The following is a 16,432-nucleotide window of genomic DNA, read 5'->3' as shown; positions in this document are numbered from 1 at the left end:
AGTGAAAGTTCAGGTACAGGCGCTGTTTTAAACTACAGGTTTCTGCACTTGCTGAGAGGTTTTAAATAAACTACCTTACCGGCTTTGAGCTGTTCTGCCCTGTTTACCGGCACAAGAATATCTCTGCCTGCAACGATCACTGCATCCTTGCCAAGAGAATTAATATCAATGATCGCCTGTACCGATGAGTGGAACATCTTTGCTATCTTCCCTAAAGTATCACCGGCTGCCACCCTGTAGACCTTCACATAAAAGAGTTCATCTTCAGTGGCCTCAGCGATCCTGCTAAGAAATGACTCTTTTGTTCCTGCCGGTATCCGCAGGTTATATTCAGATACATTCAGAGGTGTGCACCAGGATTTCAGCTCCGGGTTCAGGTCTTTTATATCTTCCACACCGGCTCCTGTAAATTCGGCAACCGTGCTTAGATCCATAGAAGCCTTTATAACAACCTCATCATATATTAAAGGTTTAGCATGATCGATACTGTCAAAACCATATTTTTCAGGATATGTGGCTATCGCCGCCGCTGCCACAAATGAAGGGATGAACCTCTTTGTCTCTTCTGTAATATACCCTGTCCCCCTCATCTTCCAGTAATCATCGCCTTTATTTTGTTTTATAGCCATACCTATCTTGCCTTCCCCTGCGTTATATGCTGCAAGTGCAAGGTTCCATGAGCCGAACTTGTCATACATGTCAGAAAGGTATTCAGAAGCTGCAACAGTGGACTTCACCGGGTCACGCCTCTCGTCCACCCACGAATCTATCTTTAACCCGTACCTTCTGGCTGTGGAAGGTATGAACTGCCATATTCCTGAAGCGCTCTTGTCTGAAGATGCGTGGTTCCTGTATCCGCTTTCGATCAATGGAAGAAATGCAAGTTCCGCAGGCATCCCCTTTTCAATGAAGACGGCTGACATTTCTTTGATATACCTGCTCGCAAGGCCGAGGCTCTTGCTGAAGGATTTTTTCTTGTCAGAATAAAACATGATGCTGCCCTGGACAACTTTATTGAAACCGAATCTTTCAAAGAGACCATTGATCTCAGATTCTTTCTGTTCTGAATATTCCTGTGTCGTCTGTGAAGAAATAATCACATCGACCGGCGCCGTCTGCGCATCCGTAGCTGTCATCAATGATGATGAAGCCTCAATGACTGTTGCCAGCTCTTTATTTACATTAATATCCACGGCCGCATCAGTAGAGGCAAGCGCCCTCCCGGGGAAACAAGGAATTGCAGCTGCTCCCCCTAACACCAGGATAAATATAATAATATAATTAGTTACAGACTTAAACATGTTTTAAATTAATACAGGAAAGAGACCTCTTTGTCAAGGTTAAACTACATAATTGGTTATTCCATTATAGGCAAAAAACAAGAATCAGCTTGAAAAAACCTTTTAAAATCGCGGGAGAGTATTTCTTAAGGGAGCTACATGATAAGGTCGCGGTTCACAGTAATATCAACCATCTGCTTCATCCCGTCAATATAGACACGCATGGCCTGGTTCTTCTTTTGTGAAAGAAAGGCCTCAATTAACTGATCCTTGCCTTCTTTTACGGAATTGAGCATGTTCATCTCATCGGATGTCAGCTCGGCCGTCTCTTCGATCAGTCGGTTCATTTTATTAACAATGATGTCATTTCTGTATTCTGCCTCAAATGACTGCGGGCTCATGCGGTTCTGGCTGAGTATCCGTTCATAAAGAGCTGGGTCAAAGGAGCCGTTCTTTTGAAAATATGATGTATTTATGATCTCATTCCTGAGCTCTTCATCAGACACATCTATGCCTGCTCTTTTAGCGGCTACCAGAAGCACATTTCTGTCTATCATGGAAGAAAGAACACTCTCTTTAAGATCAAGCGCCTTAAGCTCCTCTTCGGTCTTATAAACTTCTTTCATCCTTCTGTATGCCTCATTATATTTATTCCAATATTCATCGATCATTATCCTTTCGCCTTCAATCTTCGCCAGAACGCCTGATTGATCGTTGGACTTGGGGCCGATACCCCAGAAAAGGAATGATATAGTGATAATAAAAATAACCCCGCCCAGAATAACCATACTGAAGAACTTACTGCTGTGCATTGCTTTAAGCATATTAAACCTCTATGTTTAGGATAGTAAGATAATAAGAACAGGAAATTATAAACCAATACGGAACAATAATGAAAGATACGTCAAAAAGTAATTATTGCCTTTGATTGTTTCCATAGACCTCAGCCAGTATCTTGCCGGCGCCTTTTGCAAGGAGTGATTCGGCAAGTCTTGTCCCCAGCGATTCTGCCTCTTCAGGCCTTCCGCTGATCATGTCCTTTATTATGATCTCTCCTGAAAGGCTACCTACAAGGCCGGTCAAGACAAGTTTCTCATCGCTCTCAAGAACAGCATGTCCTGCGATAGGCACCTGGCATCCGCCCTCAAGCTTCTTGAGAAACGACCTCTCCGCCTTTACACAGACTGATGTTTCGGCATGGTCAAGCTTCTTAATAAGGTCATTAATGAAAACATCATCGATCCTGCACTCAATCCCTACTGCCCCCTGGGCTATTGCGGGGAGACTGACATCAATGTGAATCCTCTCGGTTATCCTATCGGAGTAGCCAAGCCTCTTGACCCCGGCAGTTGCAAGTATAATAGCATCAAACTGGCCCTCATCAAGCTTTCTTATCCTTGTGTCAACATTACCGCGAAGCTGGGTTATCCTGAGGTCAGGCCTGATGCTCAGGAGCTGGCACATCCTTCTGAGGCTGCTCGTGCCCACATGCGCCCCTTGCGGGAGGTCATTAATGCTCTTGATCCCCTTCCGGGCCAGCAATGCATCCCTCGGGTCCTCCCTCTTGCAGATCGCTGCCAGATGCAGGCTCTCAGGCAGTTCGGTCGGCACATCCTTCATGCTGTGAACGGCAAGGTCTGCCGACCCATCCAGAAGCGCCTCCTCGATCTCTTTAACAAAGAGCCCTTTGCCGCCGACCTGCGCAAGCGGGACATCAAGGATGATGTCTCCGGTCGTCTTTATCTTGTTGAGGGTCACAGTAATCTCATTGTTTAATTCCAGGAGCTGCGACTTTATCCACTCGGCCTGCCATAGGGCAAGCATGCTGCCGCGTGTAGCTATTGTAATATTACGATTGGCCATTATCTTTCTCTCCTTCAAGGTCAAATAATCTTCTTATAACATCAACCACAATCTCTTTATCATCTTCAGCTGATTTCAGCGCTGCTGTCGGGCCGTGAATTATTTTATTTACGATTGAGCTGGCAAGATGCTCTATCGTCCTGGTCTGCGACTCTCCCAGAGGGCCGAGCTTCTTAAGCGCCTTCTCAAGCTCATCATTTTTAATAGCCTCTGCCTTCTCCCTGAGAGCAACGATGGTCGGGACTGAAGATAAAGACGCCTGCCACTTCATGAAGGTCTCTACCTCTGATTCAACGATCTCTGAAGCCTTTTCAGCCTCTATCTTTCTTTCATCTGCATTAACATCAATAATGCCCTGAAGGTCATCAGTATTATAAAGGTAAACGTTATCAAGATGATCGATCTCAGGGTCGATATTCCTCGGAACGGATATATCTATTATAAAGACCGGCTTTTGTTTGCGCTTCTTCATTGTCATGTGCATCTCTTCTTTCATCAGGATATAGTTGGGCGCGCCGGTTGAACATATAACTATATCCGTATCTTTTAATTCCTGCAATAAAGATTCAAACCTGACCGTTCTGCCCTGAAATTCCTTTGCAAGCTCTTCCGCCCTCTCGTGTGTGCGGTTTGCGACTATTACATCCTTTACGCCGTTATTAATAAGATGCCTGGCTGCAAGCTCTGCCATCTCTCCGGCGCCGATAAGCATAATGGCCTTTGTGGTCAGATCCCCAAATATTTTTTTGGCAAGCTCCACCGCAGCATAGCTGATATTCACAGCCCCCTTTCCAATGCCTGTCTCTGTCCTTGTCCGTTTTGCAACAGAGACCGTCTTCTTCATCAGCTTATTAAGGAGGGTTCCGGTGGATTTGCACTTCAGCGAGAAGTCATACGCATCCTTTATCTGGCCTAATATCTGAGGCTCGCCCAATACCATTGAATCAAGGCCTGACGCAACCCTGAATATATGCCTTACCGCATCACGCCCGTGATAAATAAAAAGGGACTTATCAAGCGCCTCCCTCGGGACATTGTGAAAATCAGAAAGAAATTTCTTGATATTCTCGATCCCTGATGCTATGTCCTTCACCCCGGCGTACATCTCAACGCGGTTGCATGTCGAGAGGATAACATTCTCATCTGTTATCTTTGACGCCTTGAGGATATTGACCGCCTCCTGAAGCTTGCCGCCGTCAAATGCGAACTTCTCCCTGACTTCAATAGGCGCTGTTTTGTGATTAAGACCTACAACGATAATATTCATTGAATTAGCAATTGTTAATGAGGTTCTTACTCAAAGACGTGAATCCCCTTTAAGAGCAGGGTAACCCCCAAAAATGTAAATATGACCAAAAGGAAACCGGCTATAGAAAGAATGGCAGCCTTCTTGCCTCTCCATCCGACGGTCAGCCTTAAATGAAGCACAAGCGCGTAGATGAGCCATGTTATCAGGGACCAGACCTCTTTAGGGTCCCACCGCCAATATGTCCCCCATACGGATTTGGCCCATATGGCGCCTGTTATCATTGCAAGTGTAAGGAGAGGGAAACCGAGAGTGATGAGGTGATAGTTGACCTCATCAAGCGACTGAAGGTTCGGAAGCCTCTGAAAGAGACCTCCCAGTTGCTTGTGTTTAACAAAGCGTTCCTGTATCAGGTACATGATGCCGATGCCGCATGCCATGGCAAACGCCGCGTCGCCAAGAAAAGCAAGTGCGACGTGAAAACCGAACCAATAACTCTTAAGCACAGGGCTCAGCTCTGTTATCTCCCTCGGGAATACAGATGATGAGAGCATGAAGATAAGCACTATCGGCATTATAAAAGAGCTTAGAAGGCCGAGCTTGTAGCGGTATTCATGAAAGAAGAAGAGGAGCAGGATACACCATGCTAAAAACGAAGTGGATTCATGCAGATTGGTAGCAGGCAGATGCCCTCCCTGCACATACCTGACCACGATATTGGCGGTATGTAAAAGGAATCCTATCAGCGCAAGATATAATGTTGCCTTTGATGTGGCCTTTATCTTCCTGAAGAGCTCTATTACGCCGACAATAGTGGCAAAGGAATAAAAGGTAAGGGCTAATTCAAAAAGCAGGACATTCGCTTCCATATTAATGAACAGGTCTCCTTAAAAACAGCCGAGCTCACATTCGCGTATCTTGATCTCAAGTCTGTTTGCGGCATCTCCGGCCTCAAGGTAAGTTGCCTCTGTCTCTTCAGCAATCTTCCTTATAGAATGGCATGTTATTACTCTGTCAACTGAAGCTTCCTTAATGCGAACCTCCAGCAACTCTCTCTTTGATAAAGGAGATGAGCTCATCAAATTCCCCCTTTTTTTCGATCAGATCTATACTGAAGACCCTGACATCCTCCCGCATTGGAACTGGAAGGTCGAAATGCACAGCATCTTTGCCGCAGTTATAAACTAAAACATCAGCCCTGCCGGCAACTTTAAGGGCTGATGGTTTCACTTCGCCATCTTGTGCAATTATGAATATTACCAGATGGGGATTTAAAAAATCCACAGGACTGTTGCCTTCTACAATGACCCCTTTCAGGCATTTCATCCTCTGAAGCGCCTCGCCTAAAACCTGTTCAAGCCCGTCTTCTCCGGGACTCTTTATCCAGAGCACCCTTTCCGCGCCTGCGCCATACATGATTGCCGTATCCTTCCCACGCTGCTTCAGAACCTCTTCATCATCTATCAGCGATGTGTAAAGAGGCGTCCTGGTGAATTTGATAGCTCCAAAACCTTTAAGCTCCTTTAACAGCATGGCACATAAAGTCGTCTTCCCCACGCTGCTGTGCGCGCCTGTGACAGAGATTATTATAAACGGGCTGTCATTATCCATAAGTATTCAGCAATTATAGCTCAAATATAATAATGGTGTTAGAGACTGCAACTTGTCTCTTATTAATCTGGTATAATTGACTTTAAAAGTTTTATTCTGTTACTTTATTTCTCCATTTCTCCAAAGGCGATGTAGCTCAGTCGGTTAGAGCATACGGCTCATATCCGTAAGGTCGGTGGTTCGAGTCCACCCATCGCTACCATATTTCTTGACATTTCATCTTTTTTAATTAATAATTTGCCATATATAACATCATTAACAAACCAATAACTTTTATAAACTTGGGAAACGGAGGTTAAGAAAAATGAAAAAATTTTTAATTATGCTGCCGCTGGTATTTTTTGTTTTGACTTCATGTGTGTCGGAAAAAAGGGCATTGAACCCGATAAAGCCTGAACTGAATCAGGCGGATGCTGCCAGACTTGTAGATATTGACCTTAAAACTGACGGGACTTCTTACAGTGATGCATCAGGAAAACTTTCACTTACAGTAACTCCATTGTACGGTGAGGAAGGTATGGTAACTGATGCTGACGGCATATTTTTTGACAGGCGTGTTAAAGAAAGAAGTTCCGGCTATAGATTAACATTCAATCAAAGAGTGAAGCTTTATTCTTATTCCATAGGGTTCAGTTCCGGGAAATGGGACGTGAATACCACTGCCGCATGTCCGGATGGTGTAAAACGCCCGCTTATTTTCGGGATCGATAACCATTATGGTTTCTCTGCAGATGGGCCGGGGCCTGAGCCTGGAGCCCCAAGTGTAAAGCATTATGTGATTGATGCAGGATTATATGGTGAAAGTTTTGTTGTAAATGAAGACGAGACATGTGACGGGTGTTACTTTTCTTTAGACTCTATTCAGGTTTTATTGCAATAACAAATAACGCATATTCATTATAGTGCGGGCTCTTGCCATACACAGAGCCCGCACTATAAATATCTTCTTAAATTTAGAATCCCCAAGCATTTAGATACCATCTGCTGCCTCATCTTTTTTCGATTCAATTGAAATTTATCTCTAGTATGTTTAAAGTAGAAAAATGTCAGAACTCTTTGATTCCTTTAATATAACCTCTCCATATCTGAAGGCTCTGATCACGATAATTTTATCTGTGGCCATTGCAAAGATATTTGATATCTTTATCTCCCGATTTCTTAAAAAGATAACGAAATATACAGAATCAGAAGTAGATGACAGGATTGTCGATTTTATACACAGGCCCATATTCCTGACAGCACTGTTTATCGGCATAAACCTTTCTGTCTCTTTCCTGGAAATGTCTGAAAAACTATCATTCCGCACCAGCGCAATGTTGTACAGCTTCATCGTCATAATATGGTTCTTTGCATTAATAAAGGTCAGCAGCCTCGTTATTCAGGCACAGATACAGAAAGAATCGGATTCCACCGGGCTGAAAAAAGATATCATCCCATTTGCTGAGAACATATCCAGGATCATCATCTTCGCAGCCGCGCTTATGGCCCTGCTTTCATTGTGGAAGATAAACATAACGCCTCTTGTCGCATCAGCAGGGATAGCCGGTGCGGCAGTCGCTTTTGCCGCAAAAGACATGCTGGGTAATTTCTTCGGTGGCATAAGCATATTCATAGATAAGCCGTTTAAGATCGGGGACTTTGTAGTACTCGATCAGGGTGAAAGGGGCGAAGTTGTTACGATCGGGATAAGAAGCACGCGTATCAAGACAATGGACGATATTCTGATAACCGTGCCGAATGCGATACTTGCCAATACAAAGATAATAAATGAGAGCGCGCCTGAACCAAAGTGCAGGATCAAGGTGCCGATTTCTGTTGCTTATGGCAGCGATATCGACCTTGTTGAGCAGATACTTTTGAACGTAGCCTCGGAAAACTCAAATGTTGAGAAAGAGCCTGAACCGCGTGTCAGGTTCAGAACCTTTGGTGATTCCGCTCTGAACTTTGAACTGCTCTGCTGGATACATGACCCTTCTCTGCGGGGTCTTACGGTTCATCAGATAAATTCCGGCATATATAAGAGCTTTAATGCCTCAGGCGTCAAGATCCCATTCCCTCAGAGAGACGTTCATCTTTACAAGGAAGAAGCATAAACTTAAACCAAAATGTTTTTATTCTTCATAATCTTCATTCTGACCTACGGAGGAATGCATCTCTACGTATTCCTTAAGGCTAAGGCTGCGCTTCATCCCGGCAAAAGGCCTCTGATTTTTCTTGCACTCTTTCTTGTATTGATGATATCAGCGCCCTTCTTTGTACGGTTCTATGAGAAACAGGGATTTGAGACATTCGCATATCTGACCGCCAATGTCGGATTTCTCTGGATGGGTGTTATGCTTATCTTCTTTGTTTATGGAGTAGCGATAGACGGTTACAAATCTATCCTGTTTATCATTAAAAGAATATTCGGAAAAGATCTCTCAAGGCTTCAACCGTCTTCAGGTTTTGCATTCTTCGCACCTCTTCTTATTGCAATCTTGATAGCATCTTACGGATACTTTGAAGCACTGGATATTAAAGTCGAAAAGGTGATTGTCCGTTCTTCAAAGATACCGGCAAGTATCGGCAAGATTAAGATAGTACAGATATCCGATGTACATCTCGGGCATATCGTAAGAGAGGAAAGGCTCAGAAACATACTTGATAAAGTTAAGGCAGAAGAGCCTGACATGCTTGTATGCACAGGAGATCTCATAGACGGCCAGCGCAGCGACCTTAATGATCTTTCAAATATGTTTAAGGAGATAAGGCCGAAATACGGGAAGTTCGCCATAACAGGAAACCATGAATATTACGCAGGCCTTGAGAAGTCGCTTGAGTTCATTGAAAGGGCGGGTTTTACTTTGCTCAGGGGTGAGGGGATGACGATAGACGGCATTATTAATATTGCCGGAGTTGATGATGGGGGAGGCGAGGGGTTTGGGGATATGAGAAGCATCTCTGAAAAGGAACTTCTGTCAGGACTGCCTTCAGACAAGTTCACCCTCTTTCTGAAACACCGGCCCCTTCTTGATAATGAAATCCTTGGCCTCTATGACCTACAGCTCTCAGGGCATACACACAAGGGACAGATATTCCCGTTCAACTTTTTTGTAGCCAGGTTCTTCCCCTTTATAAGCGGCTATCATAAGATAACCGACATCTCTGCAATTTATGTGAGCCGCGGAACAGGCACCTGGGGCCCTCCGATACGTTTCATGTCTCCGCCGGAAGTGACGGTTATAGAGCTATTGAGCGAATGAAGAATAAGTGGTATCTATTCAAGGCTGATGTGTTTCCCATTATAACTTGTCTAACACAGCCTGTCTCAGCTATAATGTTTATCCATTTCAGATAATAATATTGAGGTCATTATGCATAAAAAGATCACAGTCGTCGGTGCCGGGAATGTGGGCACAACAACAGCACAGTTAATCGCAGAGAAGAACCTGGCGGATATCGTTCTGGTTGATATCGTTGAAGGAGTTCCGCAGGGCAAGGCGCTTGATATACAGGAAGCATGCCCTCTCTGGAACTCATCTTCAAAGGTCATTGGGACAAACAGCTATGAAGAGACCGCAGGCTCGGATATAGTCGTTATAACTGCCGGCCTGGCAAGAAAACCCGGCATGAGCAGGGACGACCTGCTTCAGGCCAATGCCGGCATTATCAATGTTGTCGCAAGGAGCGTTGCAGAGACATCGCCTGAGGCGGTTATCATCGTTGTTACCAATCCAATGGATGTCATGGCGCAGCTTGTGCAGAAGATTACTGGTATTCCCCATAAAAAGATCATAGGAATGGGCGGTGTGCTTGACTCTTCAAGGATGAGGAGCTTTATAGCAATGGAGCTCGGTGTTTCTCCCAAAGATATTCAGACCATGGTACTTGGCGGCCACGGCGACCAGATGGTGCCCATGCCTCGTTTTACAACTGTGGGTGGAAAAGATATTTCCGATATTCTTCCTGAGGACAGGGTAAACGCTATTATTGAAAGGACAAAGAACGGCGGTGCTGAGATAGTCGGCCTGCTTAAGACAGGAAGCGCGTATTTTGCGCCCGCAGCTTCTGTTGTTGAGATGATCGAGACGATGTACGGCTATAAAGACGAACTGCTTCCATGCTCTGTCTATCTTGACGGCGAGTATGGGATCAAAGGCGTTTATCTCGGGGTGCCGGTCGAACTGTCTGCTGAAGGAATTGAAAAGATCGTTGAGCTGCCGCTGACCGATGAAGAGCTGAAGGCGATGAATGTTTCAGCAGAGGCGGTCAGGAGGCTTGTTGCCGGTCTTGAGATATAATTAAAAAAGTTTTGTAAGAACTGATAGCAAAACAGCTTACAATTAATAACTAATTTAAGGAGAGGAAAGATGAAGATAATGCTGCTTGGCTCACCGGGAGCCGGAAAAGGAACAGTTGCAAAACAGCTTGTAAATCATGACGGTTCAGTTCATATCTCAACAGGTGATATTTTAAGGGGCGAGATAAAGGCCGGTTCAGAACTCGGTAAAAAGGCAAAGAGTTTTATGGACAGCGGCGGGCTTGTCCCGGATTCATTGATAATGGACATGATGGAAAAGAGGCTGCAGGAGCCTGACTGCCAAAAGGGCTTCATCTTTGACGGATTCCCAAGGACGATACCGCAGGCTGAGGAGCTTGATAAGATGTTTAATAAGCTCGGCATAAAGTTTGACCTCGTGGCGAATATAGATGTCAGCAAAGATGTCGTACTCGACAGGTTGACAACAAGAAGAACCTGTTCCAACTCTTCATGCCAGGCAATATATAACGTAAAAAGCATGCCTACAAAAGTAGCGGGCGTCTGCGACAAGTGCGGCAGCCCGACAGTTCAGAGGGCAGACGAGACCGAAGAGGCGATAACCAAACGCCTTGAGACATACATTGACCAGACAGCTCCGCTGATCGATTACTATTCTAAAAAGGGGAATCTTAAAAATATTAAATCAACCGACAGCAAAGAGGTCATTTCCCAGATCATAAGCGCTTTATAAATAGACTTTTCAAATAACATTACATAAAGGGGACTGAAAAACATTTTCAGTCCCCTTTATGTTTTCCCAACTCCTCTGCAGACCTGAATAAACATCACTTAACTTCTCCTTCCCACTCATTTTATTAGGAATACCTTATTAAATCACAAGGGCATTCTGACGCATTGGCTTGACAATTTGCATATTTGGGATTATAATCCCAAATATGGCACAAGATATGAGAAAGACTGTTTCGTCCGCAGTCATAAGACTTCTTACGCCGCTTGTCAGGCTCTTTATCAGAAATGGGGTCTCATACGGCACATTCTGCGAACTTGCCAAAAAGGCATATGTAGATGTTGCGTCAGGAGAGTTTGCCATCCCAGGTAAAAAGCAGACCGTATCCCGTGTTGCTGTCCTTACAGGCCTTTCCCGCAAAGAGGTCAAGAGGGTGAGCGGGCTATCGGAGTCGGATGATATTGATTTAACTGACCGTTACAACCGCGCTGTCAGGGTAATTAACGGCTGGCGCAATGATTTTACCTATCAGGATAGAAAAGGGAACCCAAAAGAGTTATATTTTGAGAACGGAGAGTTCAGCTTCTCTTCCCTTGTAAAGGCATACAGCGGTGATATGCCGCCCCGAGCCATGCTTGATGAGATGCTGAGAACAGGAGTTGCCAAGATGAATAACGGCAAGATCAAATTGATGACAAAGGGATATATAGTTCAGAAAGGAGAGGCTGAGAAGATAAGTATTATGGGTACTGATGTCGGTGAATTGATATCAACCATTAACAACAATATTGTTAATGACCCTGCAGGAGCCTTCTTTCAGAGAAAAGTCTCATACGACAATATACCTGAAGATGCATGGCTCACTGTCAAAAAGAATGTCGAAAAGATGAGTGAGGACTTTATAGACTCGGTGAACACCGTCATCTCAAGTTACGACAGGGATAACAACCCTCTTATCAAGGGCGAGGGCAGGAGAAAAGCGGGCCTCGGCATCTTTTATTTTGAATAGGCAAGCAAAATACGGAGGATCAATATGTCATATATGAAACTAAAACATGCAGGCTGGGGAAAAATAGTGGCGCTGCTTCTTGCCGTTTTTCCGACGGTGTTTATCTCATGCGGAGGCGGTGCTACTGTTGCCGGAGGAGGAGTAGGCGGAACAGGAATGTACGCAGGTGTCGTATCTGGATTCGGCAGCGTATTTGTTAATGGCATAGAGTTTGAAACTGTTGGAACGCAGATCACAGTAGATAAAGGCAATGCAACAGAAACCGATCTAAAGGTCGGCATGAAGGTCGCAGTTACAGCTACAGGCAACTCTGCTTCAACAATAGTGTTTACACCTGAAGCAAAAGGTGCTGTTACAAGCATAAACACCGTTAATAATAGCCTGGTGGTGCTGGGCCAGAAAGTGACCATTGACGGCAATACTATCTTTGAGGGCGTGGCCGGGATTACGAGCCTGGCGGTTAGAGATAATGTCATTGTAAGCGGTTTTGTCAGCAGCAGCGGGAGTATCCTTGCTACATATATTGAAAAGCTCGCCTCTGCTCCTCAAAGCCTTGAGGTCAAGGGCGTTGTTTCCAACCATAACTCAACTAACAGAATATTCACCATAGGTACTCTGATGGTTGACTACAGCAGCGTTCAGTCCCCTCCGAATATTGTTAACGGGGCATTTGTTGAAGTTGAAGGAAGCCTGAGCAGCAGCACACTCTTTGCAAATGAGATCGAACTTAAGGAATACAATGCCGCAGACGGACAGTCTATGGAGATCGAGGACGTAATAACAGAGGTAACATCCCAGACAGACTTTATGGTAGACGGCCAGAGGGTGCAGACCAACTCCGGCACGCTCTTTGAGTATGGCACTGTAAATGACATAGCTCTTAATATCAGGGTTGAAGTTGAGGGCACGGTCAATGCTGACGGGTCTCTTGTTGCCGATAAGATAGAGTTTCGCGGACTGCAGACAGGGGATGTCAGCCTTGAAGGCAATATTGAGGCTGTCAATGCAGGGAATTCCACAGTGGCTCTTTTTGGCTTGACAGTACATGTGGATTCAAACACGATCTTCAAGGACGAATCACTGCAGGGGCTGAGGTCATTTAATTTTACTGACTTGCATGCAGGTGACTTTATTGAGATAGGAGGTTTTATCAGCAGCAGCGGCGATATCATAGCTGTCAAACTTAAAAGGAGTGATGACCCCGGCTTTGGCAATGATGAGATCGAGGGGCCAGTAGACTCGGAGAACCCTGATGCCTCTCTTGTGATATTGGGGATAAATGTTGATGTTACCGGCGCGGCATTTACGGATGCAAATGACAATAACGTAAACGCCTCTGCATTTTTTAACATAATCAGAACAGGCGACACAGTTGAGGCAAAGGGAAACTTTGACGGAGTTGATTTTATTGCAGCAAGTGCAGAGATAGAGGAAGAAAACTAAATAACTAAAGCCCTCTTTTGCTTCCGATGGAGTGAAAGAGGGCTTTTTAGCTGAATAATTTATAACAATTATTAACAAATAATTAATACAGGAGGAAAATGTCGATATTCTCAACAATGAAAGATCTGTATTTTAAACTGACGTTTCTTTCTATTTTTACCCTTGCCATTTGCGGAACTGCAAACGGAGATATGATATCTCCGGGACAGCTTTCCAAGTCTCACAGTGAGTTAACAGGCATATCAAATTGTGTAAAGTGCCACTCACTCAGCGGAGGCATAGAGGATTCTTCATGCAAGTCCTGCCACAAAAAATTAATGGGACGCATAAACTCTGATAAGGGTTTTCATGCAAAAGTTGAAGGAAAGTGTATTGATTGCCACAAAGAGCACAAGGGCGAGGATTACGATATTGTGCAGCTTAATAAAGAAGCTTTTATCCACAGCAAGACAGGATATGTCTTGCTGGATAAGCACAAGACGGATTGCAATAAATGCCATAAAGAGAAAAAGACATATCTTGGCCTCTCGCCCGAATGCCTGAACTGCCATGCTGATGTGCATAGAAAAAAGCTTTCAGAGGATTGCATAAGATGCCATACATTTACAGGATGGAAGGATGTAAGATTCGATCATGATAAATCTCCTGCATTTAAACTGACCGGCAGGCACAGAGAGGCCAAGTGCGAAAAATGCCATCCAAGGGAAACGGTGGAAGAAAAGCCCGGGTATAGAGATAAGGCTTATAGTGTTCCAAACTTCAGAGTTGCAGGCAATTTTAAAGAATGTTCAGGCTGCCATGAGGATGTACACAAAGGTAAGCTGAAAGAGAAGACATGCAGCAGATGCCACAGCACAGAGGGATGGACAAAGACAACGGTTGACCATAATGACGCGAAGCTTACCGATTTCAGGCTTGAAGGAAAGCATGAGAAGGTTGAGTGCAAAAAATGCCACAAGAAGGAAGATATAATTGGCAAGAATAAAAAGATCGCGATAAGCAACTTCAGCCCTCTAAAGAACAAGGAATGTTCTGGCTGCCACGAGGATATCCACAAAGGAAAACTGAAAGAGAAGACATGCAGCAAATGCCACACCACAGAGGGATGGGAAAAGGCAAAGGTTGACCATAATGACGCCAAGCTTGCCGATTTCAGGCTTGAAGGCAGGCATGAGAAGGTTGAGTGCAGGCTCTGCCATAAGAAAGAGAAGGTCTCAGTCAGTGTCAACGGCAAGGAAGAGAAGATAGATGTGAGGATATTGAAACCTGTCAAGAGCGGACTGTGTAGTGACTGTCATTTCGATATACACAGGGAGCAGTTCAAGGGAAAGAAGTGCGATTCCTGCCATACAGTTAAGAATGAGTGGAAGGAAGAGACCTTCAGTCATGCCTCTAATGAGTACACAGGATACAAGCTTGAAGGAAAGCATGAGAAGGTTGAGTGTGAAAAATGCCATAAGAAAGCAGAGGTGAGCTTTAAGGAATTCGGCAAGGATAAAAAGATCGCAATAGGCGACTTCAGCCACGTAGAGAACAAGGAATGCTCAGGCTGCCACGAGGATATTCATAAGGGCAAGCTGAAAGAGAAGACGTGCAGCAAATGCCACACCACAGAGGGATGGGAGAAGGCAAAGGTTGACCATAATGACGCGAAGCTTACCGATTTCAGGCTTGAAGGAAAGCATGAGAAGGTTGAATGCGAGCTCTGCCATCAGAAGGAGAAGGTCACAATAGCGGCAGGTAAAGATAAGCTTATCCGTGATCTTAAACCCGGCAATAGCGGGCTTTGCAGCGACTGTCATTTTGATATACACAGGGAGCAGTTCAAGGGACAGAAGTGCGATACCTGCCATACGGTTCAAAATATGTGGAAAGAAGAGACCTTCAGGCACAGCTCTGATGAATATGCCGGATACAAGCTTGAAGGAAAGCATGAGAAGGTTGAGTGCGAGAAATGCCATAAGAAGGAAAAGGTCAGCTTCAAAGAATTCGGAAAGGAGAAGAGCATTGATGCCGGCAGCTTCAGTTTAGAAGGCGACTACAAAGAATGTCTGGGCTGCCATAAGGATAAACATAAAGGCGAGTTTGGCAATATCTGCACTAAATGCCATTCTCCGGCCAGGTGGGATCCTATAACATATCTCCACAATTCATTGTCCTCGGAATTAAAAGGGGCGCATAAAAGCCTGGAGTGCGCAAAGTGCCACCGTCAGAGCGGCAGCTTTGGCAAGCTGAGTTCTAATTGCACAAGCTGTCATAACGAGCCGCACCAGAGCCAGTTCAGCCCTTTCTGCACCGACTGCCACTCTCAGGACAGGTGGGTTCCAGCAGTCTTCAACCATAATGATACGGGATTCAGGCTGACAGGATCTCACAAAAAAGCTGATTGTTCAGAATGCCACACTAACAACAATTTTATGAACACTTCTTCAGACTGTTTTTCATGTCATGAAAGCGATTACCAGACAGCTCCTCTCCATACATCAAGTGGTTTTTCAAAGGAGTGCACAGAGTGCCACTCAACAACAGGTTCATGGGACAAGGCCTCCTTTACCCATTCGGCATTTGGATTCAGCGGAGCGCATGCTTCCCTAAAGAATGACTGCATGACATGCCACAAGGATAATATCCGTTTATCAGGAGATGATTGCTACAACTGCCATTCAGCCTCAGGTGTCGCCGCAAGCAAATTTGAGCAGACAAATTCACCTTCTCATACAGCTCTGAACTTCAGCACCTCGTGCACAGATTGCCATTCTGAATTCAGTTGGGCAGACGCAAATTACAGCCATCAGAACTCCCAGCCTAAAGGGCCGCACACAGCTTTGGACTGTAACGCTTGCCACAGCAGCGGCTATCCGGGCAATTACGCAGGCACAAGTCCGGATGATTGTTATACCTGCCATGCCGGTGATCACACGAGAGAGCATCCTTCGTTCCCGAGGGACTGCACTCAGTGCCATAACGGAAGCACCTGGGGCGGCGCAGCAAG

At 45.0% G+C, this 16,432-nt stretch carries 15 protein-coding genes and 1 tRNA gene; 9 read left to right on the top strand and 7 right to left on the bottom strand.

Annotated features, from left to right (window positions below; translation table 11 throughout):
- Window positions 1–32: 32 nt before the first annotated feature.
- The 7 genes from Q7U10_02960 to Q7U10_02930 form a co-directional block, all read right to left on the bottom strand.
- Window positions 33–1,193 carry a transglycosylase SLT domain-containing protein gene (locus tag Q7U10_02960; GenBank protein MDO8281576.1) on the bottom strand — a complete coding sequence of 387 codons (1,161 nt, stop codon included), beginning with the start codon at window positions 1,191–1,193 and terminating at the stop codon, window positions 33–35.
- A gap of 242 nt (window positions 1,194–1,435) precedes the next feature.
- Window positions 1,436–2,104, bottom strand: a complete 669-nt coding sequence (locus Q7U10_02955) for a SurA N-terminal domain-containing protein (protein MDO8281575.1) — start codon at window positions 2,102–2,104, stop codon at window positions 1,436–1,438.
- Window positions 2,105–2,195: 91 nt separating this feature from the next.
- The gene (hemC, locus tag Q7U10_02950; protein MDO8281574.1) at window positions 2,196–3,143 is read right to left on the bottom strand and encodes a hydroxymethylbilane synthase; all 948 of its coding nucleotides are present in this window, start codon (window positions 3,141–3,143) and stop codon (window positions 2,196–2,198) included.
- On the bottom strand, window positions 3,130–4,410 hold the full coding sequence (hemA, locus tag Q7U10_02945) for a glutamyl-tRNA reductase (protein MDO8281573.1): 1,281 nt from the start codon (window positions 4,408–4,410) through the stop codon (window positions 3,130–3,132). The genes hemC and hemA overlap by 14 nt, the downstream gene beginning before the upstream one ends.
- Window positions 4,411–4,436: 26 nt before the next feature.
- Window positions 4,437–5,258, bottom strand: coding sequence for a c-type cytochrome biogenesis protein CcsB (ccsB, locus tag Q7U10_02940; protein ID MDO8281572.1), 822 nt, complete (start codon window positions 5,256–5,258; stop codon window positions 4,437–4,439).
- A gap of 18 nt (window positions 5,259–5,276) precedes the next feature.
- The gene (locus Q7U10_02935) at window positions 5,277–5,468 is read right to left on the bottom strand and encodes a hypothetical protein (GenBank protein ID MDO8281571.1); all 192 of its coding nucleotides are present in this window, start codon (window positions 5,466–5,468) and stop codon (window positions 5,277–5,279) included.
- Window positions 5,419–6,000 (bottom strand): hypothetical protein, encoded by a 582-nt coding sequence (locus Q7U10_02930; GenBank protein MDO8281570.1) that lies wholly within the window; start codon window positions 5,998–6,000, stop codon window positions 5,419–5,421. Before Q7U10_02930 ends, Q7U10_02935 begins: the two co-directional genes overlap by 50 nt.
- A gap of 125 nt (window positions 6,001–6,125) precedes the next feature.
- On the opposite strand from Q7U10_02930, the gene Q7U10_02925 reads away from it, so the two are divergent.
- The 9 genes from Q7U10_02925 to Q7U10_02885 all read left to right on the top strand — a co-directional run.
- Window positions 6,126–6,202: transfer RNA gene (locus tag Q7U10_02925), tRNA-Met, on the top strand.
- A gap of 102 nt (window positions 6,203–6,304) precedes the next feature.
- Window positions 6,305–6,880 (top strand): hypothetical protein, encoded by a 576-nt coding sequence (locus Q7U10_02920; protein ID MDO8281569.1) that lies wholly within the window; start codon window positions 6,305–6,307, stop codon window positions 6,878–6,880.
- Between the two features lie 163 nt (window positions 6,881–7,043).
- Entirely contained in the window at window positions 7,044–8,093 is a 1,050-nt protein-coding gene (locus tag Q7U10_02915; GenBank protein ID MDO8281568.1) for a mechanosensitive ion channel, read from the top strand.
- A gap of 54 nt (window positions 8,094–8,147) precedes the next feature.
- The gene (locus Q7U10_02910; GenBank protein MDO8281567.1) at window positions 8,148–9,242 is read left to right on the top strand and encodes a metallophosphoesterase; all 1,095 of its coding nucleotides are present in this window, start codon (window positions 8,148–8,150) and stop codon (window positions 9,240–9,242) included.
- Between the two features lie 111 nt (window positions 9,243–9,353).
- The gene (mdh, locus tag Q7U10_02905) at window positions 9,354–10,280 is read left to right on the top strand and encodes a malate dehydrogenase (GenBank protein ID MDO8281566.1); all 927 of its coding nucleotides are present in this window, start codon (window positions 9,354–9,356) and stop codon (window positions 10,278–10,280) included.
- Window positions 10,281–10,349: 69 nt separating this feature from the next.
- Window positions 10,350–10,991 (top strand): adenylate kinase, encoded by a 642-nt coding sequence (locus tag Q7U10_02900; GenBank protein ID MDO8281565.1) that lies wholly within the window; start codon window positions 10,350–10,352, stop codon window positions 10,989–10,991.
- A 217-nt stretch (window positions 10,992–11,208) separates the two neighbouring features.
- Window positions 11,209–11,997 carry a DUF6502 family protein gene (locus tag Q7U10_02895; protein ID MDO8281564.1) on the top strand — a complete coding sequence of 263 codons (789 nt, stop codon included), beginning with the start codon at window positions 11,209–11,211 and terminating at the stop codon, window positions 11,995–11,997.
- 24 nt (window positions 11,998–12,021) lie between these two features.
- Window positions 12,022–13,440 carry a DUF5666 domain-containing protein gene (locus Q7U10_02890; protein MDO8281563.1) on the top strand — a complete coding sequence of 473 codons (1,419 nt, stop codon included), beginning with the start codon at window positions 12,022–12,024 and terminating at the stop codon, window positions 13,438–13,440.
- 98 nt (window positions 13,441–13,538) lie between these two features.
- On the top strand, window positions 13,539–16,432 hold a 2,894-nt coding region (locus Q7U10_02885), incomplete at its 3' end, for a hypothetical protein (protein ID MDO8281562.1).

This window comes from Thermodesulfovibrionia bacterium, from assembly GCA_030646035.1.
GTDB lineage: Bacteria > Nitrospirota > Thermodesulfovibrionia > UBA6902 > UBA6902 > JACQZG01.
The sequence above is the reverse complement of the archived record's forward strand: the minus strand, read 5'-3'. Positions and strand labels throughout refer to the sequence as shown.